We start from the raw sequence: 25,145 nt of genomic DNA on the forward strand, positions 1-25,145 counted from the left end.
TCTCAGAAATGTACCGTCCGTAACGCCACCGAAACTTTCCCGAACCGCGCACAGTCATCAACAGACACAGGCTGTACGAGGACTGACAACGGGAGGGCGGCATGGCGACGATTCACATCGGTATTTCCGGCTGGCGCTACGTTCCGTGGCGCGGGGATTTCTACCCGAAAGGACTGACCCAGAAGCGCGAATTGCAATTCGCTTCTAGGGCGGTCAACAGCATCGAAATCAATGGATCGTTCTATGCGCTGCAACGGCCCGAACGTTACGCCCAGTGGTACGCCGAAACGCCGGACGACTTCGTGTTCAGCGTCAAGGCACCGCGATTCATCACCCACGTTCGACGCTTGCGCGAGATCGAGAAACCGTTGGCGAACTTCTTCGCCTCCGGGGTGCTGGAACTCAAGGAAAAGCTCGGGCCGATCCTCTGGCAGTTTCCGCCGAACTTCAAATTCGACCCCGAGCGCTTCGAGCACTTTCTGTCACTGTTGCCCCACGACACCGAGGCCGCAGCCGCCCTCGCCCGCCAGCACGACTCACACTTGCACGGCCACGCCAGCCTCAAAGCCTGGCGCAAAAAACCGCTGCGCCATGCCGTGGAAGTGCGCAACGACAGCTTCATCGACCCCGACTTCGTGCGCTTGTTGAAACGCTACAACACCGCCCTGGTGATCGCCGACACCGCCGGCAAATGGCCGTACCGCGAAGACCTCACCAGCGACTTCGTTTACCTGCGTCTGCACGGCGCCGAAAAGCTGTACGCCAGCGGCTACACCGAGTCGGCGCTCAAAAACTGGGCCGAACGCATCGACGCCTGGCATCACGGCCGACAGCCTGGCGATGCGCACCTGATCGCGCCGCGCCTCAAGCCGCGGGCGCGTAAATCCCGCGAAGTGTTCTGCTATTTCGACAACGACATCAAAGTCCGCGCGCCCTACGACGCGCGCAGCTTGCTCCACCGATTCGAGCTGGATAAAACGCTCGCCACCACCCCCGGCGAACCTGCTGGCGAAGGGGTGCTGGCATGAGTATTCCAGAGCCGGTCGGGTTCACCGACGAGCAGACCAGCATCGAAGTGTCGGTGCGCCGTTTCACCGTGCTGACGGTCAACACCCACAAAGGCTTCACCGCCCTCAATCGGCGCTTCATCCTCCCGGAGTTGCGCGAAGCGGTGCGCAGCGTGGCCGCCGACGTGGTGTTTCTGCAGGAAGTCCACGGCACCCACGAACATCATCCCAAGCGCTACAGCAACTGGCCGACGATGCCGCAATACGAGTTCCTCGCCGACAGCCTGTGGCCGCAGTTCGCCTATGGGCGCAACGCGGTGTACCCGGAGGGCGATCACGGCAATGCATTGCTGTCGAAATTCCAGATCATCCGCCACGACAATCTCGACGTGTCGATCAGCGGCCACGAGAACCGTGGCCTGCTGCATTGCGTGCTGCGCCTGCCCGGGGATGGTGTCGAGGTGCATGCAATCTGCGTGCATCTGGGCCTGCGCGAAAGTCATCGCAATGCGCAATTGAAACTGCTCGGCGAGCGTCTGGCGCAACTGCCGGAAGATGCTCCGGTAATTGTCGCCGGTGACTTCAACGACTGGCGCCAGCGCGCCGATGCGCTGCTCAAACCCTGCGGTTTGCGCGAGGTGTTCGCCGAGCATCACGGCAAACCGGCGCGCAGTTTTCCGGCGCGGCTGCCGACGCTGCGGCTCGATCGTATTTATGTACGCAACCTCAAGGCCAGCCAGCCGAAGGTTCTGGCGAACCGGCCTTGGTCACACCTTTCCGACCACGCCCCGTTATCGGTGGAGATCGAATTATGAGCAGCGCACCGCTGGAGAAATCCGCCGTGGAACCGATCAGCATCAACCCGCCGGTGCGCGAGCCCGGACATGTCGATGTCGAGTACAACTGGCAGGGCAACAACCGCATCGAGTTGCTGGAAAACGGCGAGGAATATTTCCCCCGGGTGTTCGACGCCATGCGTGCGGCGAAGAGTGAAATTCTGCTGGAAACCTTCATCGTTTTCGAAGACAAGGTTGGCGCCGAGTTGCAACAGATCCTGATCGACGCCGCCCGGCGTGGCGTGCGCACCACCGTCAGCCTCGACGGTTTTGGTTGCGGCGAGTTGACCACCGGTTATCTCGCGGCACTGAGCGAAGCGGGCGTGCATCTGCAGATGTTTGACCCGGCGCCCAAGCACCTGGGCATTCGCACCAACTGGTTCCGCCGCCTGCACCGCAAGATCGTGGTGGTCGACGGACTGATCGCGTTCATTGGCGGGATCAACTTCTCCGGCGATCACCTGGCCGATTTCGGCCCCGAGGCGAAACAGGATTATGCGGTGCAGATTCAGGGGCCGGCGGTCGCCGACATCCATCACTTCGCCCTGCTGCAAAGTGGTCGGCCGGGACGTGCGCGGTTCTGGTGGCAACGTCGCCGCCAGCGCCGGGCGGACATGGCGTTCAATGAGCACGACGGTCAGGTGCGTCTGGTGTTTCGCGACAACGATCAGCATCACACCGACATCGAAGATGTGTATTTGCACGCATTGCGCCAGGCCAAACGCCGGGTGGTGATCGCCAACGCCTATTTCTTCCCCGGCTACCGCCTGCTGCGCGAGATTCGCAACGCCGCGCGCCGTGGCGTCGAGGTGCGACTGATCCTGCAAGGTCAGCCAGACATGCTGGTGGCCAAACTCGCGGCGCGCATGACCTACGACTACCTGCTCAAGGCCGGGGTGCAGATCCACGAATATTGCCAGCGCCCGCTGCACGGCAAAGTCGCCCTGGTGGATGATGAATGGAGCACCGTTGGCTCGAGCAATCTCGACCCGCTGAGCCTGTCGCTGAACCTGGAAGCCAACGTGTTGATCCGTGACCGTGCGTTCAATCAGCACTTGTACCAGCGCCTCGAAGACCTGAGCCAGAACCACTGCAAGGCGATGGACGCCAGCATGTCCCCGCGAGGACGGATCTGGCACATGACCGTAGGGTTTCTGGTGTTTCACTTCCTGCGGCATTTCCCGTCGATGGCCGGTTGGTTGCCGGCGCACAAACCGCGGCTCAAGCCGTTTCGGGGGCGCACGTCATGAGCCATTCCCATGCGCAATCGGCGCCCGCCGCGCACTCTCGATGGAGTCGCTGGAAACGCCCGCTGACCCTGCTGTTCTTCCTCGCGCTGATCGTGTTGCTGACGATGTTCGCCACCCGTATCGAATGGGCGGAAGTCCTGCAAACCCTGGCCGACTTCAAGGTGCGCACGCTGATCATTGCCGCCAGCCTGACCCTGCTGAGTTTTCTCACCTACGCCAGTTTCGACCTGATCGGCCGCACCTACATTCGTCAGGACCTTACCTGGAAACAGATCCTGCCGGTGGGGATCATCAGTTATGCGTTCAACCTCAATCTCAGCGCCTGGGTCGGCGGGATCGCCATGCGCTATCGGCTGTATTCGCGCCTGGGGGTGAGCAAAAGCAACATCGCCAAGATCCTCGGTCTGAGCCTGGCGACAAACTGGTTCGGCTACATGACGATTGCCGGCGTGGTGTTCAGCAGCGGCCTGGTGAGCATGCCGCCGGGCTGGAAAATCAGCAGCGCCGCGTTGCAAGGCATCGGCGTGCTGTTGCTGCTGTTGAGTGCCGGTTACCTCGCCGCGTGCCAGTTCTCGAAGCGCCGCGAGTGGTCGATTCGCGGGGTGGAAATCAACCTGCCATCCCTGCGCATGGCCGTCCTGCAATTGCTGCTCGGTGCGCTGAACTGGTCGCTGATGGCAGCGGTGATTTTCACGTTGCTGCCGGGCAAACTGGATTACCCGCTGGTGCTCGGCGTGCTGTTGATCAGTGCGATTGCCGGGGTCATCACGCATATCCCGGCGGGACTCGGCGTGCTGGAAGCGGTGTTTGTCGCGCTGCTGCAACACGAAGCTTCACGCGGGAGTCTGGTGGCCGGGTTGCTGGCGTATCGGGCGATTTATTTTCTGCTGCCGTTGTTGATTACGGTGGTGATGTATCTGTTGGTGGAGGCCAAGGCCAAAGCGTTGCGGATCGAGAAGAAACCCGGATGAACCCGTTTTTGTGGCGAGGGAGCTTGCTCCCGCTCGGCTGCGCAGCAGTCGTAATACCGGCGACCTCGTTCTCCTTCAGAATCGAAGGTGAAAGGTATCCTGGCCTCTTCGCAGCCCAACGGGAGCAAGCTCCCTCGCCACAGGGGGATGTGCTCAGCCGGACTGAATAATGCTCAAGCGCTCACCGACCACCATCTCGGTAATCCAGTCCACCAGAATCGAGGTGTAGGCCTGCTGCGAAACCGGCTCGCTCAAGGCATGGTCAGCGCCGTCGATAATCCGGTGGGTCAGCGAATGCGTCTGCTGACACGCAGCGCGATAACTCATGATCGTTGCGTGGGGCACGTAGTCATCAGTTTCCGATTCCACCAGCAACACATCCCCGGTGAATTGCGAACAGGCGTGCAGCGCACGATTGTTGTCGGCACGGACCAACGTCGCTCGATAGTCGCGCAGGTCAGCCTTGTCCAGATCACGCTTGGGTGTGTGCCATTGCTCATCGCGATACAGCGCCGGCACCCGCAACGCCAGCCAGCGCACCGGACGCAACGAGGTGAGGATCGAAGCCAGGTAACCGCCATAACTGGTGCCAACCACCGCAATCGCCGAGGTATCGAGCGCCGGATGCGCCAGCAGGCGATCGTAGGCGGCGAGCAAGTCGCGCAGGTTGTCCTCGCGCGTGACCCGGGTCAGCGGAATGCCGGTACCACCGGTGTGACCGCGCAAGTCGAAGGTCAGGCAGACACAACCCAGACCGGCGATGCCCTTGGCACGCTCGAGGTCGCGCTCCTGGCTGCCACCCCAACCATGCACAAACAATACGCCCGGGACTTTCGATTTGGGACTGAGAAACGTCCCGCTCATCTGTTCGTCATCAATGTCGATCTGAATGCTTTCGCTTCTAGCCGTCATAGGATTTGACCGTTACGTATTTGAGAAGAAAGTCGCTGTTCTCCGCTGGCCCGCGATAGATTTCGATGGCGTCGGGCGGCAGGGTTTGATCGTTGTAGGTTTCCACCGTCGACACGCGGATCGCGGGCATCTGCGGATCATTGACGAAGCTTTGCAGCGCGGCCAGTTCAGCGCTGCTGGCACCGCCCATGCGCCAGGATTGTTCGAGCACCCCGCTACGGGGCTTGCCATTGCTGTCCAGACCTTGGGCAATGTCGTAGTTGCGCCGCGAGGCGTAGAAACCCGGATAGGCCTCATCCGCCGCCCGGTCGAAAATCTGCGCCTGCTTGATGGCCAGTCGCACGGCGTCCGGCAAGTCCAGCGCCAGCAGATCTTCGTAGCCGCCCTGCACGACCAACAGATTCGAACCACCATAGACGTCTTCGCCATGGGCATCTCTGGTCAAGTATTGATCACCGCAGTAGCTCAGCACTTTGTCGCCGATGAATGACTGGCCAACGCTGTGGGTGAAGACCTTGCTCAAGTCCTGTTCGAGCACCACGCCATCGCGAAACAACGTTTTCGCGTCTGCACGGGCCAGTACTTCATCGAACCTGTCGAGGCTGTTGATAACTTCCTGGCCACGACCAGCGCAAGCGTGAATCGGCTTCAGGCGGATCGGCCCGCTGTACAGCAAATGCTCGGCGGCGGGCCGCGCATCTTCCAAGGCAAACACGGTCAAGCCATCAAGCACCACATCGCGCACGCGCTCGGAAAACAGCGGCGCCCAGCCTTGTGGCGCGTGAGCCAGATGACTGCGCAAGCCGTGGCTGATGGCTTTGGTGCAAATGAAATCGTGTTCGACGTACCCGCCCCATAAATCGCCCGGGCCTTTGATACCCAGATTGCGCGCGCTGGCCGGGCCAACAATGGTCTGGGTCGGCAGCCAATACAAATCGCGACCGCGATGCTTCTGCGGGTCAAAACTTCCGCCGAAGTTGAGTCCCAGAATCTGCGCCAGCCAGCGGGCAAGTGCCTTGTTGGTCTGCACTTCATGTTGCGGCGCCCCGGCCCGAACCGAATGGGCGACGACCACTTTCCTGCTCGACGTCGGGGTCATGCGTCCCCCTTCAAGCCAATTGATGAATGTAATGAGAGAAGTGCAGAGATCAGGCCAATCGCTTGGCAACGGGAATGCCGAATGAATCAATCGCTTGGAACCAGCATGGTGGCATCAGGCCTGTTTCAATCTGCACGACTGCCAGGGAATCCGCGGCAATTTGCACGAAACGGAACGCCGGTTACTGCCGACTGACTTCCTTCCAGATGGCATCGAACATGACACAACGTTTGAGGATAGCCTGACGCCCGATTTGAATCGCAAGCCGCTTGGCCTCAGGAGTCTGATGAGTCAGTCGTTGCAGAATTCCCAGCATGGTAATCGCGTGATCTTCATCCTCTTCGATATGCAAGCGAAAGAACTCCAGGCCTTCCTCACTGACATTCAGTCCCTCCAGTGCGAGCAGAATCGGTTTGTAAATCAGTGGCACAATGGCTTCGGCTCCCAGGCAGAGCGCTGCGAGGCCCTCGACAGGATTTTCACTGCGGCAAAGCTGCAGGATGCATCGGGTAAAATCCACGGTCTGAGGTAAAGGCGATTCAGCCAAGGGATGGGTGCCCAGGATCCGCAGCGACCTTTGAAACAGCTCGGCATGCGTGAGCTTGTTATCACCATCTATGCCCATTTCCTCTTGCATGTTTTCCAAAAGCAATTTGATGTCGCCAAGGGACTCGAGGCGATTGAGGATTGCGCACAGAAAACGGGTAAAGTTTCGCGAGTAGTAATGATGCTGAATCAGAAAGTACCGCATCCCCCTCAGGGAAACATGGCCGTTTTGCATTGCTCGCAACAGCTCATGATTAACCAATCCTTCTAACGCATCAGTGTCCAGCCATTCGTCCCACAATGTGCCTCCGGCCCTGAATTCAATAACCTTTGCCACATTGCCGTCATTCAACTCTTTGTCTTGTTCCAACTTTAAATTCCTTTAACTATTATCAGCCATCCAGCCGATCGCAACTTTCCAGTTATTCCGAAAACCCTGGCAAACCTACAAGAGCCGTATTCATCGTGAGTCGCTGCAAATGACGCGGGGCTCAGACCTGGCCAGAAAATAAGCGCATAGAGAGGCGAAAATGATGCAGAGACCGCCTGACGCAAGAAGCAGAGCGCTGCTTGAGAAATGCAGTAACAGCCATCCACTCAGCAGGCTCGCCGGCGGAATCGCGAGGTAGGCAATGAGCCGTGTAACTCCGACCGTTCGCCCAAGAATGATTTGCGGAACCACCTGCTGGCGATAGGTGAAAAAAGCGATGACCACCACGGATTGGCAAGCGGTAGAAAGCGCCCACAGTGCCGAAAGTGACCATGGATCGGCGGCCATCGCCCCCATCAGGGTGAACACCCCAGCCAGCAAGCAGCTTCGACGGATGAGAATGCCGGCCGGGTATCTCTTCACCAGAAACGCCCCCACAGCTGATCCGGCGACGGCACCTGCACCAATGAGCCCGTAGTAATAGCCGACATCACTCAATGGCACGGCCAGTAGCGTGGTGTAGACATAGACAAGGCTTGCACCGATCAAGGCAAAACCGAAATTGCAGAAAAAGAACAGCATGACGAACGAACGCAGTTCTCGATGCTGGATGACATACAGCAATCCGGCTTTGATTTCCGTGAACACCCGCGTCGTGGCGGGCGGAGGCTTACCCAGCTCTTTCAGCAAGAAGCAAAGCGGCAGGGATAGCGTAAATCCGACAATGCTGCCAATCAGCAACTGCTCCTTGGTACTGACGGCGAGCAAGGCCGCAACACCGATTGGCGCAACGATGCGAATGATGTTGTCACTGGCGTTGACGATCGCATTGAACCGATGAAGTTTGGGGCCTTCAATCAGCGCTGGCGCGATACTCTGGAAAACCGGGTGGTGAGTGGCACCGACGCTTGCCAGCAGAAAGCTCAGCAATAACAGGGTGATACTCAAGCTGTTCCCGGACAGCGTACTCACAGCAGCATATATAAGGCAGCCGGTGACGATGTTGATCAGATCACCACCGATCAGAAAACGCCGTTTGCTGTAGCGATCACTCCACACACCGGCGAAGGGCGTGACCAGTATGTAGGGCGCCATCGCGGCGAAAAAAGCCAGCGACGTCCAGACTGGGGAGCCGGTCTGCTCATAAACATAAAGCGGGATCAGAAACGCGATGGCCCATGAACAGATGGACGTGATGGCATAGGACGCCAGGAGTTTGAACATCTAGACAGTCTCCGCCTGCCGCGACCGTTGCCCGTTCGCGAGATGTCCACACACCGTGCAGTCCGGATTCTGCTGCCAGACTTCAGCAACGCTGACGTCCAGGTCGTCGAATGTGAATTCCTTGAGTTTGTTGGTCAATTGTGGCGGTTGGCAGCCGGTGATGATCTTGACCGTTTCGCTGACCATCATCCCAGCGGTGACGGCCACCAAAGTCACAAGAGCCGGGCCGGGATGCTCATAAGTGATGTCGTGCTGTTTGGCCAGGGTCGAAACACTGTTCACCAGGCTGCTCTTGTTACGCGCCGACGTCAGCCAGCAAGCACCGCAGCCTGAGGACCCAGGCACCACCGAATAAAACACCGAGCGGCGTACATCAAGCCCGCCTGAAATGAAGGGTACGCCCTGTTCAACGCAGGCCTCATTCAGCCAGTCGGCCATGTAGTTCGCGGGTTTATCGGCGACACAAATCACAATATCGTGACCGCGTACGATGCCGGCGACGTCTTGCGCCGACTGGAGGCGGGTTTCGTGAGCAGTAATGTCGAGGTGACTGTTGAATTCAAGCAACCTGCGCCTGGCCGTTGCAACCTTCGGCATGCCGACGTCGGTTTCCTTGTAAAGGATCTGCCGGTTCAAATTGCTCAACTCGATCGTGTCAAAATCGAGGATCGTCAAGTGGTGGACGCCCAGCGCCACCAGGTCGAACAGGATATGGGTGCCCAGACCGCCGCAGCCCAGTACACAGACCCTGGCCGCGCGCAGTTTTTCCTGGTGGGTGAACTTGTTCTCGCCCACAGCCGCCATCGACCCGAAGAAGTCGATGTTGCGGGAAAATCTGATGCGATCATGATCCGAAAGAGAAGTCGTTTCAAAAGCATCCGGACTCTCGACCAACCGGTATTTGATCAGATCTTGCGCGACGCTTCGGATTTCGTCCTGATCCACCCCGGGATAACGGCCTGCCACCTGGGTAATCAACGCTTCGTAGGGTGTACGGCCATCAAGTGCCCTGACGAACGCCCAGACAGCACCATGGGGATCGGGGATTTTTGCGTATTGACCGTTAAAACGCAGGACTACCTGACCATCAAGTTTGAACGGAATAATCGTCGGTTTAAGACAAAGCTTCATATTCGAGCCTCGATCACTATTAAAACAATTTAGTAAAAGAACCAGGGCCGCGAAGGCCCCGGTTCTTACTGATCAGATCAGCCGATCTGAGAATCGCCAGCGGAAGATGCTTTTTCGAAAGTCATAATGATTTCCTCAAAAGTTTAAGGGCCGGTGGTGAAGCTGTTTCCACCGGGGTGAAGGTGTGCACACCCCAAAACTAGAATAAGTTTTCAGTGGTTGCGAACCGAGCTTGTTTCTTAATATTACTCACACCAAATACACTTCCTACGATTTTAAGAAGTATCGCTATTACTTCTTACGGACACATGCAAAAACAATGTAGGAATTATCTTCAATATTTAAACAGTGAAGATTCACAGCGGGAGAATTGAAAATAAATTCGCCTGCCAGACAATAAACATCAGTGATTAATCAGAAACACACTCTCCACCCGGGACAATGCTTGCGACCACACCTCATCAGCGATTTCCACAAGCCGAAAAAATCTCACGCGTGAGCCATTGATGGCATTTTGAATTGGTTGTAGTGTGGCTCACGCGTGAGATGTTCATAACGGAGTCATTGCCATGAAAAGCCGCTCCCCCACTGTTGCGTCAGAGAGCCCAAAGGGAGAGCGCTCGAAACCGTCCGCGAAAAAACCGTCGAGCTTCTACATGAAGCAGATGCGCGCGGGCCTGGCTGCCGCCGGTTATGTGAAACACGAAACTTGGGTGCTTCCGGAAAACCGAAGCTTGCTCAAGCAAATGGAGCAACAGCTACGCCAACCGATTCTGGCTGGCTCATTCATGTCGGAGAATTACATGAGCGCAGGCAACAACTGGAACATCGATAGCCTCTTCAACGCCCTCAAGGCACTGGACGAGGTGGCTTCGCAGCAGATCACGCTGTCGCTGATCCAGAGCTCCGAACCCAGCATCAAGCTGGAAATGAACGAATTCGGCGGTCTGCCGATTCACATTGCCCTGGCCGGTGCACAGATCATCGTCGACACCGTGCTGGTGGATATCGATTCGATCACTGACGTGCGCGCCTTCAACGACGCCGTGCTGCGCAGCCGGGAAATGTTCCCGCTGTCGTCGATCGGTATAGAGTCGATGCCCAACGGCCAGACCGTTTACAACATGTTTGGCGCCCTCAGCGCCGACTCGAGCCTGACCAACGTCGTCACCGAGGTGAAAACCCTGGTCGACAACGTGCAGCGCGCGAGCGAAGCCTTCGAACACTTCTTCAAGTAATCAACAGGGAATATCCAATGACTCAGTCCATCTGGAGCAAGTTGTTCACCGCTCTGCGCGGCGGCGCCAATGAAGTCGGCGAAGCGATCGTCGACCAACAGGCCCTGCGCATCCTCGACCAGGAAATCCGCGACGCCGACACCGCGCTGTCCAACGCCCGCCGCGAGCTGGTCACCATCATGGCCAAGCACAAACTGGCCGCTGACCGCGTGAGCGAGTACGACGCCAAGATCAAGGATCTGGAAGCCAAGGCGGTTTCCGCGCTGAACGCTGGCCGCGAAGACCTGGCCATGGAAGTAGCCGAAGCGATTTCGACCCTGACCAACGACCTGACCGCCGAGAAAGCCCAGAGCGACGAGTTCGGCACCTACGCCGAAAACATGCGCAAGGACATCAGCAAGGCCGAGTCGCGGATCAAGAGCCTGCGCCAACAGGTGGACATGGCCAAGGCCCGTGAAAGCGTGCAGAAAGCACAAGTCAGCGCATCCATCGCCAGCGGCGGCGCCAACGGCAAGCTGGAAACCGCCGTCGGCACCCTGAACCGTCTGCAGGCCAAGCAGCAGCAACGCGCTGCCGAGCTGAGCGCTGCCGATGAGCTGGCTGACGCTTCGACCGGAAACGATCTGGAACGCAAACTGCGCGACGCCGGCATCACGCCGAACGAAGGCAGCGCCAATGCGATCCTTGAGCGCCTGAAGCAAAAATCAGCTCAGTAAAACCGCCCCCTGTAGGAGCTGCCGCAGGCTGCGATCTTTTGATCTTGAACCCAGATCAAAAGATCGCAGCCTGCGGCAGCTCCTACAGTTTTTCGCACCCACAACATTTGCATTTTGCCTGCTCGTTCGTCGCCCGGCCCGGTACACTAGCGGCGCTTTTTACGACGAACACCTCCACCCGCCTCAAGGAATGTACCCATGGGATGGTTCAAAGACTTGCTGGGCACCAGCAACTGGCAGACTGCCGCGCCCGCTCCAGTGGCCGGCGGCCCACTCGGAATGGCACAAGGCAAAGGCGTGCGTTTCGATTCGACTCTGGCGCTGCTGCTCGACGGCAGCACCTCGGTACAGGTTCCGGCTGCAGAGGCCATCTGGAGCGCCGGCTGGATCGATCTCGGCCAATCCAACAAGCTGCATCGCTACTACCTCAATAATGAGGACTTCTGGCTGCAGATCCACGTCACCGGTGACGATCAGATCGAGTCGGTCACCCTGTTCAACTACCTCAGTTACGTGACCGTCAACAGTGACGCCGAACTGCAGCGCCTGGCCGGCCCGGCAAGCCCGATCGGCCTGCCGACCTACACCCATGACGGCATCCAGTACAGCCGTGAATGGGGTACCGAGCAGGGCCAGACCGAACTGGTGCCGCTGACCGAACACGTGGTCAACCCGGACGAGAGCTACACCATCGAACACCACTCGATGCTTTACGCGCGCGAGACCGGCCTGACCGATCGCCGCGAACTGCTGCTGTTCTCCGTCGAACAGGACGAGGAAGGTACCGTCAGCCTGAGCACTTCGATGGGTATTTCGCTGTACACGACTGATTTGAGCACCATTTAAAAAAGGAAGTTTTCCATGCTGGAAGTGCTGGCCGTTTCCCTGAACAAGACCGCGCTGGTCGGTTTCGTCGCCTACCTGATCGGCGCCGTGCTGCTGTTCATGCTGTTCCAGTTCGTCTACACCCGCATCACGCCGCACAAAGAGTTCGAATTGATCCGCTCCGGCAACATTGCCGCCGCCATTGCTTTGGCTGGCGCGATCATTGGCTTTGCGATTCCGGCCAGCAATGTGATCGCGTTTTCGGTCAACGTTCTCGATTTCGTGTTGTGGGCGGTGATTGCAGCCGTGGTGCAACTGCTGGCCTTCCTCGCCACGGGGATGGTGCTCAAGGGCACGTCGCAGCGTATCGCCAACGGTGAAATCGCTTCGGGTATCTATGTGGCCGCAGTGGCCATCAGCGTCGGCATGCTCAACGCCGCGTGCATGACCCCGTCCAACTGATCGGCAGGAAGCCTTCGATGAAACGCAGCAAGTACGTCCAACTGTCTCTCGCCGCCTCGGTGGCCATGGCCATTTCCGGCGAAGCGGCAGCGCTGGATCCGCAACGCTTTCAAACGGTCGAACAGTGCATCGATGCCTCGGTCGCGGCCGACGTTTGCTCGAACGCCTACGTCGCGGCACTCACTGAACACCGACGCATTGCGCCGGCTTACGACGACAAGGCCAAGTGCGACGCCGACTTCGCCGCCGACTGGTGTCAGAAAAATTCCGACGGCCGTTTCGTGCCGAAACTCGGCGGCTTCAAAGTGCCGCAGAATGGCGAGGCACCGCAGGATCTGGATGCGATTGCCAATGCGCAGTTGCCTGCCGGTGAAGCGACGGCCGCGCAAAACGTACAAAGCACTTCACACGCTTCCGGTAGCGGCAACGGTTGGCTCTCGGGCTGGCTGATCGGCAATGCGATGAGCAACAACGCCAACCGCACGGTCTATCGCGACCGCGACACGCGCCAGACCTACAACACGTCGACGCAGTACCGCAAAATCGAATCGGCGCCACGCAGTCAACCAGACTACGAGAGCAGCAAAAGCAAACCGGTGAACGTCGCTTCGTCGACCTCCCGGGGTGGCTTTGGCAGCCAGTCATCCGCCCGTAGCGGTTGGGGCGGATGGGGCAGCAGCTCTGGTCGTTCGAGCAGCTGACCATGAAGAAGATCCACTGCGCCGAGCGCCCCGACTGGAAACAGACGGCCGAAAGCCTCGGCTTTCTGTTCCACACTATCGACGACGAGCCGTACTGGGACGAAAGCGCCTACTACCAGTTCACCCTCGCGCAGATTGAAAACGACCTGGAGGATCCGACCACCGAACTGCACGAGATGTGCATGGACCTGGTCGACCGCGTGGTGCACAGCGAAGAGCTGCTGGATCGCCTGAGCATCCCGGCGCCGTACTACGACATGATTCGTACTTCCTGGCTGGAAGGTCATCCACATCTGTACGGGCGCATGGACTTTTCCTACAGCGGTAACGGCCCCGCCAAGTTGCTGGAACTCAACTACGACACGCCGACCAGCCTTTATGAAGCGGCGGCGTTTCAGTGGGGCTGGCTGGAGCAGTGTATCGAGCGCGGAATGTTGCCGCGCCATGCGGACCAGTTCAACAGCATCGACACCAAGCTGCATCAAGCGTTTGCCGAGTTGCAGCTCAAGCGGCCGTTCTACTTTGCTTCGATGAAAGACTCGGTCGAAGACAAGGGCACCACCGACTACCTGCGCCTGATCGCGGAAAAGGTCGGCATCGAATCAAGGCATATCGACATCGAGGACATCGGCCTGACCGCTGAGGGTCGCTTTGTCGATCTGCAGGATCGCTGGATCCCGCACCTGTTCAAACTGCACGCCTGGGAATTCATTTTCCACGAGCCATTCGGTGCAGCGATTGCCGAAAGCGATACGCAGTTCTTTGAGCCGGCGTGGAAATCGATCCTGTCGAACAAAGGAGCGCTGCCGCTGCTGTGGGAACTGCACAAGGGCCATCCGAATCTGCTCGCGGCGCATCTTGATCCGAATCCGGCCAGTTCAGTGCCCAAGGGCTGGGTACGCAAACCGTACTTCTCCCGCGAAGGCGCGAATATCGAGCTGCAAACGGCAGAAGGTCTGATCGTCAAAGAGGACGGGCCCTACACCGATGCGCCATTCATCCTGCAGGAATTTGCGTCATTGCCGAAGTTCGACGACAGCTACACGCTAGTCGGCTCTTGGGTGATTGGTGATCAGGCGGCGGGGATCGGTGTGCGGGAAGACAACAGTCTGATCACCAAAGATTCCAGCCGGTTTCTGCCGCACCTGATCCTCGACTGAGGCACAGATTCCTCCTTGTAGGAGCTGCGGCACGCTGCGATCTTTTGACCTTGATTTAAAAGATCAAAAGATCGCAGCCTTCGGCAGCTCCTACAGGTGATGACCGTAAAATTGCGCGCCACAAAAAAGGCCCGTCGTGTTGAACGACGGGCCTTTTTTGTGGCGCGGATGCAGCAATGAATCAGAACGGGATATCGTCATCGAAGCTGTCGAAATCCGGAGCCGGTTGCGGTGCAGCCTGCTGTGGAGCCGGGGCTGGACGCTGTTGCGGAGCCGACTGCTGCGGACGCGGAGCCTGTTGACGTGGCGCCTGCTGCTGGTAGTTGTTGCCACCGCCTTGCTGGTCGCCTTGTTGTGGACGGCCGCCGAGCAACTGCATGGTGCCTTGCATGTCGACCACGATTTCGGTGGTGTAACGCTTGATACCGTCTTTTTCCCACTCGCGGGTCTGCAGCTTGCCTTCGATGTATACCTGCGAACCTTTACGCAGGTATTCGCCGGCGATTTCCGCAACCTTGCCGAACATCGAAACACGGTGCCATTCGGTCTTCTCGACCTTCTGACCGGTTTGCTTGTCGGTCCACTGTTCGCTGGTTGCCAGACTCAGGTTGGTCACGGCGTTACCGTTAGGCAGGTAGCGAACTTCGGGATCCTGGCCGCAAGTGCCGACCAATATGACTTTGTTAACCCCACGGGCCATAACGTTCTCCTAGGCTTCGCAAGCAGCCTCGGCCGGGTTGTTCACCAGGCGTTCGAGGGTGTCGCGATCCACTAATTCTTTGTCCAGTTTGATGTAAACAGCCGCTTCATCAGCAACTATCACTGCATCTGTTACCCCTACGAGGGCCTTGAGGCGCTCGACCAGACCCGCTTCGCGGATCGCCTCGGGCGACAACGGCAAGCGCAGACTCGTCACGTAGGGAGGTTCGCGCATGGTAACAGCAAAGGCCAGCCAGATGGCAGCCAGACCCGCACATCCAAGGAACACAACCGACAGACCGCCATGCTGAAACAGCCAGCCGCCGAGTATCCCGCCGAGTGCCGAACCGAGGAACTGACTGGTGGAGTACACGCCCATCGCCGTGCCCTTCCCGCCTGCCGGTGAAACCTTGCTGATCAGCGACGGCAACGAAGCTTCCAGCAGATTGAACGCGGTGAAGAACACCACCGTACCGATCACCAGAGCCCGCAAGCTGTCACCGAACTGCCAGAAGAATAGCTCAGTGAGCATCAGCGTCAGGACGGCGCCGAGCAAAATTCGTTTCATTTTGCGTTTCTTCTCGCCGTAGATGATGAACGGGATCATGGCGAAGAAAGAAATCAGCAGCGCGGTCAGGTAAACCCACCAGTGCTGCTCCTTGGGCAAACCGGCTTTTTCCACCAGCGCCAGCGGCAGTGCGACGAAGCTCGACATCAGCATCGCGTGCAGCACGAAAATGCCCAGGTCCAGGCGCAGCAGATCGGGATGTTTGAGCGTCGGCATCAAGGCCTGACGCGCCACGCCGGATTCACGATGACTCAACGGCCCGGTGGATTTCGGCACCATGAACATCACGATGACGATCCCGAACAGGGCCATGCCGCCCGTGGCGAGGAACAGCCCGGACAGGCCGAACGCACGAGTCAGCAACGGCCCGACCACCATGGCCACGGCGAACGACAGACCGATGGTCATGCCGATCATGGCCATGGCTTTGGTGCGGTGCTGTTCGCGAGTCAGGTCGGAAAGCAACGCCATCACCGCCGCGGAAATTGCCCCGGCGCCTTGCAGGATGCGTCCGGCGATCACGCCCCAGATCGAATCGGCCTGAGCCGCCAGCACACTGCCGAGGGCGAAGACCACCAGCCCGAGGAAAATCACCGGACGCCGGCCGATACGGTCGGAAATGATCCCGAACGGAATCTGGAAAATCGCCTGGGTCAGGCCGTAAGCGCCAATCGCCAGCCCGATCAGGGCCGGGGTCGCTCCCGCCAGGTCCATGCCGTAGGTCGCCAGCACCGGCAACACCATGAACATGCCAAGCATACGGAAGGCGAACACCAGGGCCAGACCGCTCGCTGCGCGGGTCTCGCTGCCACTCATGCGTTCGCTGTGGGGATCGTGCATGGAAAAACCTCGTGTGAACCGGCGGCGATTCTACCAGTCCCATCGAAAGACGGGGTATATCGCGACGCTATGACGCGTATAGATGAAACTCTCTTCATGCAAGGCAAAAACCCTTCGTTTGATAGTGTGCATCCATCCAGTATTTGCCCGTATACTCCTATGTTTTCGACGCCCGCCGAGCGAGGCCACTTTGGACAAGATCCTGATACGTGGGGCCCGTACCCACAACCTGAAGAACATCGACCTGACCCTGCCACGGGACAAACTGATCGTCATCACCGGCCTGTCCGGATCCGGCAAGTCGTCCCTGGCCTTCGACACGCTGTACGCCGAAGGTCAGCGCCGCTATGTCGAATCCCTGTCGGCCTACGCCCGACAGTTTCTGTCGATGATGGAAAAGCCCGACGTCGACACCATTGAAGGTTTGTCGCCGGCGATTTCCATCGAACAGAAGTCGACCTCGCACAACCCGCGTTCCACGGTCGGCACCATCACCGAAATCTACGATTACCTGCGTCTGCTGTATGCGCGCGTCGGTACGCCGCGCTGCCCGGATCACGATATTCCGCTGGAAGCGCAGACCGTCAGCCAGATGGTTGACCTGGTGTTGGCGCAACCGGAAGGCAGCAAGCTGATGTTGCTGGCGCCGGTGATCCGCGAGCGCAAGGGCGAGCACCTGTCGGTGTTCGAAGAACTGCGCGCCCAAGGCTTCGTCCGTGCGCGGGTCAACGGCCGCATCTGCGAACTCGATGAACTGCCGAAACTGGATAAACAGAAGAAGCATTCGATCGATGTGATCGTCGACCGTTTCAAGGTCCGTGCCGACCTGCAGCAGCGTCTGGCCGAATCGTTCGAAACCGCACTGAAACTGGCGGACGGCATTGCCCTGGTGGCGCCGATGGACGACGAGCCGGGTGAAGAGATGATCTTCTCCGCGCGCTTCGCCTGCCCGATCTGCGGCCACGCGATCAGCGAACTTGAGCCGAAGCTGTTCTCCTTCAACAACCCGGCCGGCGCCTGCCCGACCTGCGATGGCCTGGGCGTGAAGCAGTTCTTCGACATCAAGCGCCTGGTCAATGGTGAACTGACCCTGGCCGAGGGCGCGATTCGTGGCTGGGACCGGCGTAACGTCTATTACTTCCAGATGCTCGGCTCACTGGCCTCGCACTACAAGTTCAGCCTTGAGAAGCCGTTCAACGAACTGACCGCCGAACAGCAGAAGCAAATCCTGCACGGCAGCGGCTCACAGAATGTCGACTTCAAGTACCTCAACGATCGCGGAGATATCGTCAAACGTTCGCATCCCTTCGAAGGTATCGTGCCGAACCTTGAGCGCCGCTACCGCGAAACCGAATCGGCCAGCGTGCGCGAAGAATTGGCCAAGTTCCTCAGTACCCAGGCCTGTCCGGATTGCCGCGGCACTCGTCTGCGGCGTGAAGCGCGGCACGTGTGGGTGGGTGAGAAAACCCTGCCGGCGGTGACCAACCTGCCGATCGGTGATGCCTGTGAATACTTCGGCGAGCTGAAGATGACCGGACGTCGCGGCGAGATCGCTGACAAGATCCTCAAGGAGATCCGCGAGCGTCTGCAGTTTCTGGTCAACGTCGGTCTCGATTACCTGTCTCTGGATCGCAGCGCCGACACCCTGTCCGGTGGCGAAGCGCAGCGCATTCGTCTGGCCAGCCAGATCGGCGCAGGTCTGGTCGGGGTGCTGTACATCCTCGACGAGCCGTCCATTGGCCTGCATCAGCGCGATAACGACCGGTTGCTCGGCACCCTCAAGCACCTGCGCGACATCGGCAACACGGTGATCGTGGTCGAGCACGACGAAGACGCTATTCGTCTGGCCGACTATGTGGTGGATATCGGGCCTGGCGCCGGGGTGCACGGCGGGCAGATCGTCGCTGAAGGTACGCCGGACGAAGTCATGGCACACCCGGACTCCCTGACCGGCAAATACCTGTCGGGCCGGGTGAAGATCGAAGTGCCGGCCAAACGCACGCCGCGCAACAAGAAGCTGACGCTGTCGCTCAAGGGCGCGCGCGGCAACAACCTGCGCAACGTCGATCTGGAAATTCCGATCGGCTTGCTGACCTGCGTGACCGGCGTTTCCGGCTCCGGCAAGTCGACGCTGATCAACAACACGCTGTTCCCATTGAGCGCTACTGCACTCAATGGTGCGACCACGCTGGAAGCAGCGGCGCACGACAGCATCAAGGGGCTGGAACATCTCGACAAGGTCGTCGACATCGACCAGAGCCCGATCGGCCGTACGCCGCGTTCCAACCCGGCGACCTACACCGGGCTGTTCACACCGATCCGCGAACTGTTTGCCGGTGTGCCTGAGTCGCGCTCCCGTGGTTACGGCCCGGGGCGCTTCTCGTTCAACGTCAAGGGCGGGCGCTGTGAGGCGTGTCAGGGCGACGGCCTGATCAAAGTGGAAATGCACTTCCTGCCGGACATTTACGTGCCGTGCGATGTGTGCAAGAGCAAGCGCTACAACCGCGAAACCCTTGAGATCAAATACAAGGGCAAGAGCATCCACGAAACCCTCGAGATGACCATCGAGGAAGCCCGGGAGTTCTTCGACGCGGTACCGGCGCTGGCGCGCAAGCTGCAGACGTTGATGGATGTGGGCCTGTCGTACATCAAGCTCGGGCAGTCGGCAACCACGCTGTCCGGTGGTGAAGCGCAGCGGGTCAAGCTGTCACGCGAGCTGTCCAAGCGCGACACCGGCAAAACTCTGTATATCCTGGATGAGCCGACCACCGGCCTGCACTTCGCGGATATCCAGCAACTGCTCGACGTGCTGCATCGCCTGCGCGACCACGGCAATACCGTGGTGGTGATCGAGCACAATCTGGACGTGATCAAGACTGCCGACTGGCTGGTGGATCTGGGGCCGGAGGGCGGCTCCAAGGGTGGGCAGATCATCGCCACTGGAACCCCGGAGGAAGTGGCCGAGATGAAACAGTCTCACACCGGTCACTACCTCAAGCCGTTGCTGATTCGCGATCGGGCCTGATCCCCAGGCATGAAAAAGCCCCTGTCACTTCAACCGTGACAGGGGCTTTTTTGTATCTGGCAATCAGGTGTGAGACTGCAGGTAATTCTCGAGACCGATGAGCTTGATCAGGCCCAACTGCTTTTCCAGCCAGTAGGTGTGATCTTCCTCGGTGTCGTTGAGCTGAACACGCAGGATTTCGCGACTGACGTAATCCTTGTGCTGCTCGCACAACTCAATGCCTTTGCACAGTGCGGCGCGGACTTTGTACTCAAGACGCAGATCGGCTTCGAGCATCTCCGGCACGGTGGTGCCGACATCCAGATCGTCCGGACGCATGCGCGGCGTGCCTTCGAGCATCAGGATCCGGCGCATCAGAGCGTCGGCGTGACCAGCCTCTTCTTCCATCTCATGGTTGATTCGTTCGTAGAGCTTGGTGAAACCCCAGTCCTCATACATCCGCGAGTGCACAAAATATTGGTCACGCGCGGCCAGTTCGCCGGTCAGCAACGTGTTGAGGTAATCGATAACGTCTGGGTGGCCTTGCATCGCCCTACATCTCCCTGCCTGAAAGTCTGTAGTTTGAACCAAGCTGACCGGAAGGTCACCCCGTTTCGCGCAATAAAAGCGAAGATATTCTGAGAAAAGCGGCCTAAATAACGCAAAAACCGCCCTAATGAGGGCGGTTCTGCTTCTCGTTTAGACTTCGTTAAGCTGTACGTTGAGCAGCTTTGCGATTGCTTCTCCATACGCCGGGTCGGCTTTGTAGAAATGCTGCAACTGACGATCAACCACATCAGGTGAAACACCGCTCATGGCGCCGGCGATATTGCTGACCAGCAAGGCTTTCTGCTCGTCGCTCATCAGACGGAACAGCGCACCGGCGTGGCTGTAGTAATCGGTGTCTTCGCGATGATCGTAACGGTCAGCAGCACCGCTCAATGCCAGTGCAGGCTCGGTGTAGTGCGGCGCTTGCTTCGGCGATTCGATGTAGCTGTTCGGCTCGTAGTTTGGCGCTGCGCCACCGTTGCTGCCGAAGGCCATCGAACCATCGCGCTGGTAAGTGTTCACCAGGCTGCGTGGAGCATTCACCGGCAATTGCTGGTGGTTGGTACCAACACGGTAGCGATGCGCATCCGCATAGGCAAAGACACGACCTTGTAGCATGCGATCCGGCGACAGACCTACACCCGGCACCATGTTGCTCGGACCGAATGCCGCTTGCTCAACCTCAGCAAAATAGTTCAGCGGGTTGCGGTTCAGCTCCAGTTCACCGACTTCGATCAGCGGGAACTCCTTTTGCGACCAGGTCTTGGTCACGTCGAACGGGTTTTCGTAGTGCGCTGCTGCCTGAGCCTCGGTCATGATCTGAATGCATACGCGCCATTTCGGGAAATCACCACGCTCGATGGCTTCGAACAGGTCACGCTGAGCGTAATCCGGATCTGTACCCGCCAGACGTGCAGCGTCGGCCGGTGCCAGGTTCTTGATCCCTTGCTGGGTCTTGTAGTGCCATTTCACCCAGTGACGTTCGCCCTGTGCGTTGATCAGGCTGTAAGTGTGGCTACCGAAGCCGTGCATGTGACGGTAGCCGTCAGGGATGCCGCGATCCGAAAACAGGATAGTTACCTGGTGCAGCGCTTCAGGCGAATGCGACCAGAAGTCCCACATCATTTGCGCGCTTTTCAGGTTGCTCTGCGGCAGGCGTTTCTGGGTGTGGATAAAGTCGGGAAACTTCAGCGGATCACGAATGAAGAACACAGGGGTGTTGTTGCCAACGATGTCCCAGTTGCCTTCTTCGGTGTAGAACTTGAGGGCGAAACCACGTGGATCACGTTCGGTGTCGGCCGAGCCACGTTCGCCGCCTACAGTGGAGAAGCGCAGGAACGTTGGGGTTTGCTTGCCCACGGATTCAAACAGTTTGGCGCTGGTGTACTCGGTGATATCACGAGTCACGGTGAACGTACCGTAAGCATCCGAGCCTTTCGCGTGCACGCGGCGCTCAGGAATGTTTTCACGGTTGAAATGGGCAAGCTTCTCGATCAGATGAAAATCGTCGAGCAGCAGCGGGCCACGTGGGCCGGCGGAGCGAGAATTCTGGTTATCAGCGACAGGTGCGCCACTGGCGGTCGTAAGCGTTTTGATCTGGCTCATGCGGTCTTCTTCCTCTGTCAGTCTTGAAACTGCCGGCTAATCGGCTTGCTGGGAAGTATTGATCATCAATGTGACACCTACAAATTCATTAACTTGTAGTCACCGATAGATAATTACTAATTATGCGTCCCAGCACATAGTGCCAACAGAACAATGTCAGAAGCTTGTATGAACAGCGCATTTTTTGCAGGCACAAAAAACCGGGCACTAGGCCCGGTTTTTTGTTTCAGACTGACGTCTTACTCGGCGGATACAGCTTCGCCAGCAGTAGCACGATCAACCAACTCGACGTACGCCATAGGCGCGTTGTCGCCAGCGCGGAAACCGCACTTGAGGATGCGCAGGTAGCCACCCTCACGGGTAGCGTAACGCTTGCCCAGGTCGTTGAAGAGCTTACCAACGATAGCTTTCGAACGAGTACGGTCGAAAGCCAGACGGCGGTTAGCCAGGCTGTCTGTCTTGGCCAGAGTGATCAGCGGCTCGGCAACGCGGCGCAGTTCTTTGGCTTTTGGCAGAGTAGTCTTGATCAGCTCGTGCTCGAACAACGACACCGCCATGTTCTGGAACATGGCCTTGCGGTGCGAGCTGGTGCGGCTCAGGTGACGCCCACTTTTACGATGACGCATGGTTCATTCCTTACCAAACACTACGTTCGGTGATTACGACGATCAGGCAGTCGCCTTGTCGTCCTTCTTAAGACTTGCAGGCGGCCAGTTGTCGAGGCGCATGCCGAGGGACAGACCGCGGGAGGCCAGAACGTCCTTGATTTCAGTCAAGGATTTCTTGCCCAGGTTCGGAGTCTTCAACAGCTCTACTTCGGTACGCTGAATCAGGTCGCCGATGTAGTAGATGTTTTCCGCCTTAAGGCAGTTAGCCGAACGTACAGTCAGTTCCAGATCGTCAACCGGGCGAAGCAGGATCGGATCGATCTCGTCTTCCTGCTCGACAACCACTGGCTCACTGTCACCTTTGAGGTCGACGAACGCAGCCAACTGCTGTTGCAGGATGGTTGCAGCGCGGCGGATAGCCTCTTCAGGATCCAGAGTACCGTTGGTTTCCAGATCAATAACCAGCTTGTCCAGGTTGGTGCGCTGCTCGACACGGGCGTTTTCCACCACGTATGCGATACGGCGAACCGGGCTGAACGAAGAGTCGAGCTGCAAGCGACCAATGCTGCGGCTTTCGTCTTCATCGCTCTGACGCGAGTCGGCTGGTTCATAACCACGACCACGAGCTACGGTGAGCTTCATGTTCAGGGCGCCGTTAGACGCCAGGTTAGCGATTACGTGATCGGGGTTAACGATCTCGACATCATGATCCAGCTGAATATCGGCAGCGGTAACCACCCCCGAACCCTTCTTCGACAAGGTCAGCGTAACTTCGTCACGACCGTGCAGCTTGATGGCCAGACCTTTAAGGTTCAACAGGATTTCAATTACGTCTTCCTGTACACCTTCGATGGCGCTGTACTCGTGGAGCACACCGTCAATCTCGGCCTCGACTACTGCGCAGCCGGGCATTGAGGACAACAGGATGCGGCGCAGCGCGTTGCCCAGGGTGTGGCCAAAACCACGCTCGAGAGGCTCGAGAGTGATCTTGGCGCGGGTTGGACTGACAACCTGCACATCAATGTGGCGGGGTGTCAGGAACTCATTTACCGAAATCTGCATGGATGCACCTATTTTCTAGCCCTTACTTGGAGTAGAGCTCGACAATCAGGCTTTCGTTGATGTCGGCGGACAGATCACTGCGAGCAGGAACGTTCTTGAAAACGCCCGACTTCTTCTCAGTGTCTACTTCTACCCATTCTACGCGGCCACGTTGGGCACACAGATCGAGAGCTTGGACAATGCGAAGTTGGTTTTTTGCTTTCTCGCGAACTGCGACCACGTCACCAGCACGAACCTGATACGACGGAACGTTTACGGTCTGACCGTTAACGCTGATCGACTTGTGCGATACCAGCTGACGGGATTCGGCACGAGTCGAACCAAAGCCCATACGGTATACAACGTTGTCCAGACGGCATTCGAGCAGTTGCAGCAGGTTTTCACCGGTTGCACCTTTCTTGCCAGCAGCTTCTTTGTAGTAGCCGCTGAACTGACGCTCGAGAACGCCGTAGATACGACGGACCTTCTGCTTTTCACGCAGTTGGGTGCCGTAGTCGGACTGGCGACCGCGGCGTTGGCCGTGGATACCAGGTGCTGCTTCAATGTTGCACTTCGATTCGATCGCGCGCACGCCGCTCTTCAGGAAGAGATCGGTGCCTTCGCGACGAGCGAGTTTGCATTTTGGACCAATGTAACGAGCCATTCTTTACAATCTCCTGGATTACACGCGGCGCTTCTTCGGCGGACGGCACCCGTTGTGCGGGATTGGCGTCACGTCGGTGATGCTGGCGATCTTGTAGCCACAGCCGTTCAAAGCGCGGACTGCGGATTCACGACCTGGACCTGGACCCTTGACGTTAACGTCGAGGTTTTTCAGGCCGTATTCCAGCGCAGCTTGACCAGCACGCTCAGCAGCTACTTGAGCAGCGAACGGGGTGGACTTGCGGGAACCGCGGAAACCCGAACCACCGGAGGTAGCCCAGGAAAGAGCGTTACCTTGACGGTCGGTAATGGTCACGATGGTGTTGTTAAAAGAAGCATGGATGTGGGCGATGCCATCAACCACTGTCTTTTTAACTTTTTTACGAGGACGAGCAGCAGGTTTTGCCATGATTAAATTCCTGTCGATTCGCTGGGGCGATTACTTGCGGATCGGCTTACGCGGACCTTTACGGGTACGCGCGTTGGTCTTGGTACGCTGACCGCGTACTGGAAGACCGCGACGATGACGCAGACCGCGATAGCAACCGAGGTCCATCAAGCGCTTGATTTTCATGTTGATTTCGCGACGCAGGTCACCTTCAGTGGTGAACTTCGCCACTTCGCCACGCAGCTGTTCAATTTGCTCGTCGCTCAGATCTTTGATCTTTGCTGCTGGGTTTACCCCAGTGTCTGCACAGATTTTCTGCGCAGTAGTGCGACCGACACCATAGATGTAGGTCAGCGAGATAACAGTATGCTTGTTATCTGGAATGTTAACGCCTGCAATACGGGCCATTCAGTGGGACTCCAATTGACAGCTACCTACGCCCCGGAAGCCAAGAAATAGGGCGCGAGATAATATCGCTGTAATAACAAATAATCAACCCGGCAGCGCACTAGCTGCCGGGCTTGAAGCACAATCACACTCAGCCTTGGCGCTGTTTGTGACGCGGTTCCGCGCTGCAAATTACTCGAACAACACCTTCGCGGCGAATAATCTTGCAGTTACGGCACAGCTTTTTCACCGATGCACGAACTTTCATCACCAACTCCTCGAACC

The 25,145-nt window shown here is 58.1% G+C and carries 26 protein-coding genes; 11 read left to right on the forward strand and 15 right to left on the reverse strand.

Annotated elements, in window-relative coordinates; genetic code table 11:
• Positions 1-101: 101 nt before the first annotated feature.
• Genes ABV589_RS11470 through ABV589_RS11485 form a run of 4 tightly spaced genes read left to right on the forward strand, consistent with a single transcriptional unit; the run spans position 102 to position 4,064 of the window.
• Entirely contained in the window at positions 102-1,028 is a 927-nt protein-coding gene (locus tag ABV589_RS11470) for a DUF72 domain-containing protein (RefSeq protein ID WP_367085895.1), read from the forward strand.
• On the forward strand, positions 1,025-1,822 hold the full coding sequence (locus tag ABV589_RS11475) for an endonuclease/exonuclease/phosphatase family protein (RefSeq protein ID WP_367085896.1): 798 nt from the start codon (positions 1,025-1,027) through the stop codon (positions 1,820-1,822). The genes ABV589_RS11470 and ABV589_RS11475 overlap by 4 nt, the downstream gene beginning before the upstream one ends.
• On the forward strand, positions 1,819-3,093 hold the full coding sequence (gene clsB / locus ABV589_RS11480) for a cardiolipin synthase ClsB (RefSeq protein ID WP_367085897.1): 1,275 nt from the start codon (positions 1,819-1,821) through the stop codon (positions 3,091-3,093). Before ABV589_RS11475 ends, clsB begins: the two co-directional genes overlap by 4 nt.
• Positions 3,090-4,064 (forward strand): lysylphosphatidylglycerol synthase domain-containing protein, encoded by a 975-nt coding sequence (locus ABV589_RS11485; RefSeq protein ID WP_367085899.1) that lies wholly within the window; start codon positions 3,090-3,092, stop codon positions 4,062-4,064. The genes clsB and ABV589_RS11485 overlap by 4 nt, the downstream gene beginning before the upstream one ends.
• Positions 4,065-4,217: 153 nt before the next feature.
• Here ABV589_RS11485 and ABV589_RS11490 read toward each other — a convergent pair whose 3' ends face one another.
• The 5 genes from ABV589_RS11490 to ABV589_RS11510 all read right to left on the reverse strand — a co-directional run bounded on the left by ABV589_RS11490 (position 4,218) and on the right by ABV589_RS11510 (position 9,406).
• Positions 4,218-4,976, reverse strand: coding sequence for an alpha/beta fold hydrolase (locus ABV589_RS11490; RefSeq protein WP_367085900.1), 759 nt, complete (start codon positions 4,974-4,976; stop codon positions 4,218-4,220).
• Positions 4,966-6,075: a DUF3182 family protein gene (locus ABV589_RS11495; protein ID WP_367085901.1), complete on the reverse strand. Its 1,110-nt coding sequence runs from the start codon at positions 6,073-6,075 to the stop codon at positions 4,966-4,968. Before ABV589_RS11495 ends, ABV589_RS11490 begins: the two co-directional genes overlap by 11 nt.
• Positions 6,076-6,256: 181 nt before the next feature.
• Positions 6,257-6,991, reverse strand: a complete 735-nt coding sequence (locus tag ABV589_RS11500; RefSeq protein WP_367085902.1) for an iron-containing redox enzyme family protein — start codon at positions 6,989-6,991, stop codon at positions 6,257-6,259.
• A 90-nt stretch (positions 6,992-7,081) separates the two neighbouring features.
• Positions 7,082-8,275, reverse strand: a complete 1,194-nt coding sequence (locus ABV589_RS11505; protein ID WP_367085903.1) for an MFS transporter — start codon at positions 8,273-8,275, stop codon at positions 7,082-7,084.
• Complete coding sequence (locus tag ABV589_RS11510) at positions 8,276-9,406, reverse strand: ThiF family adenylyltransferase (RefSeq protein ID WP_367085904.1); 1,131 nt, start codon at positions 9,404-9,406, stop codon at positions 8,276-8,278.
• 656 nt (positions 9,407-10,062) lie between these two features.
• Between ABV589_RS11510 and ABV589_RS11515 the strand changes: the two genes are divergently transcribed.
• The 6 genes from ABV589_RS11515 to ABV589_RS11540 all read left to right on the forward strand — a co-directional run bounded on the left by ABV589_RS11515 (position 10,063) and on the right by ABV589_RS11540 (position 14,508).
• Positions 10,063-10,644: a YjfI family protein gene (locus ABV589_RS11515; protein WP_367085905.1), complete on the forward strand. Its 582-nt coding sequence runs from the start codon at positions 10,063-10,065 to the stop codon at positions 10,642-10,644.
• A 17-nt stretch (positions 10,645-10,661) separates the two neighbouring features.
• A complete protein-coding gene (locus ABV589_RS11520) occupies positions 10,662-11,360 on the forward strand; it encodes a PspA/IM30 family protein (protein ID WP_007966153.1) in 699 nt (232 codons plus the stop codon).
• A 198-nt stretch (positions 11,361-11,558) separates the two neighbouring features.
• Positions 11,559-12,206, forward strand: a complete 648-nt coding sequence (locus tag ABV589_RS11525) for a DUF2491 family protein (RefSeq protein WP_367085907.1) — start codon at positions 11,559-11,561, stop codon at positions 12,204-12,206.
• 15 nt (positions 12,207-12,221) lie between these two features.
• Entirely contained in the window at positions 12,222-12,647 is a 426-nt protein-coding gene (locus tag ABV589_RS11530; RefSeq protein WP_367085908.1) for a DUF350 domain-containing protein, read from the forward strand.
• A 17-nt stretch (positions 12,648-12,664) separates the two neighbouring features.
• Entirely contained in the window at positions 12,665-13,348 is a 684-nt protein-coding gene (locus tag ABV589_RS11535) for a DUF1190 domain-containing protein (RefSeq protein ID WP_367085909.1), read from the forward strand.
• Between the two features lie 2 nt (positions 13,349-13,350).
• Positions 13,351-14,508 (forward strand): glutathionylspermidine synthase family protein, encoded by a 1,158-nt coding sequence (locus ABV589_RS11540; protein WP_367086192.1) that lies wholly within the window; start codon positions 13,351-13,353, stop codon positions 14,506-14,508.
• 181 nt (positions 14,509-14,689) lie between these two features.
• Here ABV589_RS11540 and ABV589_RS11545 read toward each other — a convergent pair whose 3' ends face one another.
• Together ABV589_RS11545 and ABV589_RS11550 are read right to left on the reverse strand one after the other, a co-directional pair.
• The gene (locus ABV589_RS11545) at positions 14,690-15,208 is read right to left on the reverse strand and encodes a single-stranded DNA-binding protein (RefSeq protein ID WP_007966163.1); all 519 of its coding nucleotides are present in this window, start codon (positions 15,206-15,208) and stop codon (positions 14,690-14,692) included.
• A 9-nt stretch (positions 15,209-15,217) separates the two neighbouring features.
• Positions 15,218-16,615 carry an MFS transporter gene (locus ABV589_RS11550; RefSeq protein WP_003228711.1) on the reverse strand — a complete coding sequence of 466 codons (1,398 nt, stop codon included), beginning with the start codon at positions 16,613-16,615 and terminating at the stop codon, positions 15,218-15,220.
• A gap of 190 nt (positions 16,616-16,805) precedes the next feature.
• On the opposite strand from ABV589_RS11550, the gene uvrA reads away from it, so the two are divergent.
• Complete coding sequence (gene uvrA, locus ABV589_RS11555; protein WP_367085911.1) at positions 16,806-19,640, forward strand: excinuclease ABC subunit UvrA; 2,835 nt, start codon at positions 16,806-16,808, stop codon at positions 19,638-19,640.
• Between the two features lie 63 nt (positions 19,641-19,703).
• On the opposite strand, the gene bfr is transcribed toward uvrA, so the two are convergent.
• From bfr to rpmJ, 8 genes are all read right to left on the reverse strand, one after another.
• A complete protein-coding gene (gene bfr / locus ABV589_RS11560) occupies positions 19,704-20,168 on the reverse strand; it encodes a bacterioferritin (RefSeq protein ID WP_003228714.1) in 465 nt (154 codons plus the stop codon).
• Positions 20,169-20,318: 150 nt separating this feature from the next.
• Entirely contained in the window at positions 20,319-21,773 is a 1,455-nt protein-coding gene (locus ABV589_RS11565) for a catalase (RefSeq protein ID WP_367085912.1), read from the reverse strand.
• Between the two features lie 239 nt (positions 21,774-22,012).
• Positions 22,013-22,399, reverse strand: coding sequence for a 50S ribosomal protein L17 (rplQ, locus tag ABV589_RS11570; protein ID WP_003176402.1), 387 nt, complete (start codon positions 22,397-22,399; stop codon positions 22,013-22,015).
• 42 nt (positions 22,400-22,441) lie between these two features.
• Complete coding sequence (gene rpoA, locus ABV589_RS11575) at positions 22,442-23,443, reverse strand: DNA-directed RNA polymerase subunit alpha (RefSeq protein WP_003186012.1); 1,002 nt, start codon at positions 23,441-23,443, stop codon at positions 22,442-22,444.
• A 22-nt stretch (positions 23,444-23,465) separates the two neighbouring features.
• Positions 23,466-24,086, reverse strand: coding sequence for a 30S ribosomal protein S4 (gene rpsD / locus ABV589_RS11580; RefSeq protein ID WP_003176404.1), 621 nt, complete (start codon positions 24,084-24,086; stop codon positions 23,466-23,468).
• A gap of 18 nt (positions 24,087-24,104) precedes the next feature.
• Positions 24,105-24,494: a 30S ribosomal protein S11 gene (gene rpsK / locus ABV589_RS11585; RefSeq protein WP_002555466.1), complete on the reverse strand. Its 390-nt coding sequence runs from the start codon at positions 24,492-24,494 to the stop codon at positions 24,105-24,107.
• A gap of 30 nt (positions 24,495-24,524) precedes the next feature.
• Positions 24,525-24,881, reverse strand: a complete 357-nt coding sequence (gene rpsM, locus ABV589_RS11590; protein ID WP_008374135.1) for a 30S ribosomal protein S13 — start codon at positions 24,879-24,881, stop codon at positions 24,525-24,527.
• A gap of 130 nt (positions 24,882-25,011) precedes the next feature.
• Positions 25,012-25,128, reverse strand: a complete 117-nt coding sequence (gene rpmJ, locus ABV589_RS11595; RefSeq protein WP_002555468.1) for a 50S ribosomal protein L36 — start codon at positions 25,126-25,128, stop codon at positions 25,012-25,014.
• Between the last annotated feature and the right edge of the window lie 17 nt (positions 25,129-25,145).

The organism is Pseudomonas sp. HOU2 (genome assembly GCF_040729435.1).
Lineage (GTDB): Bacteria > Pseudomonadota > Gammaproteobacteria > Pseudomonadales > Pseudomonadaceae > Aquipseudomonas.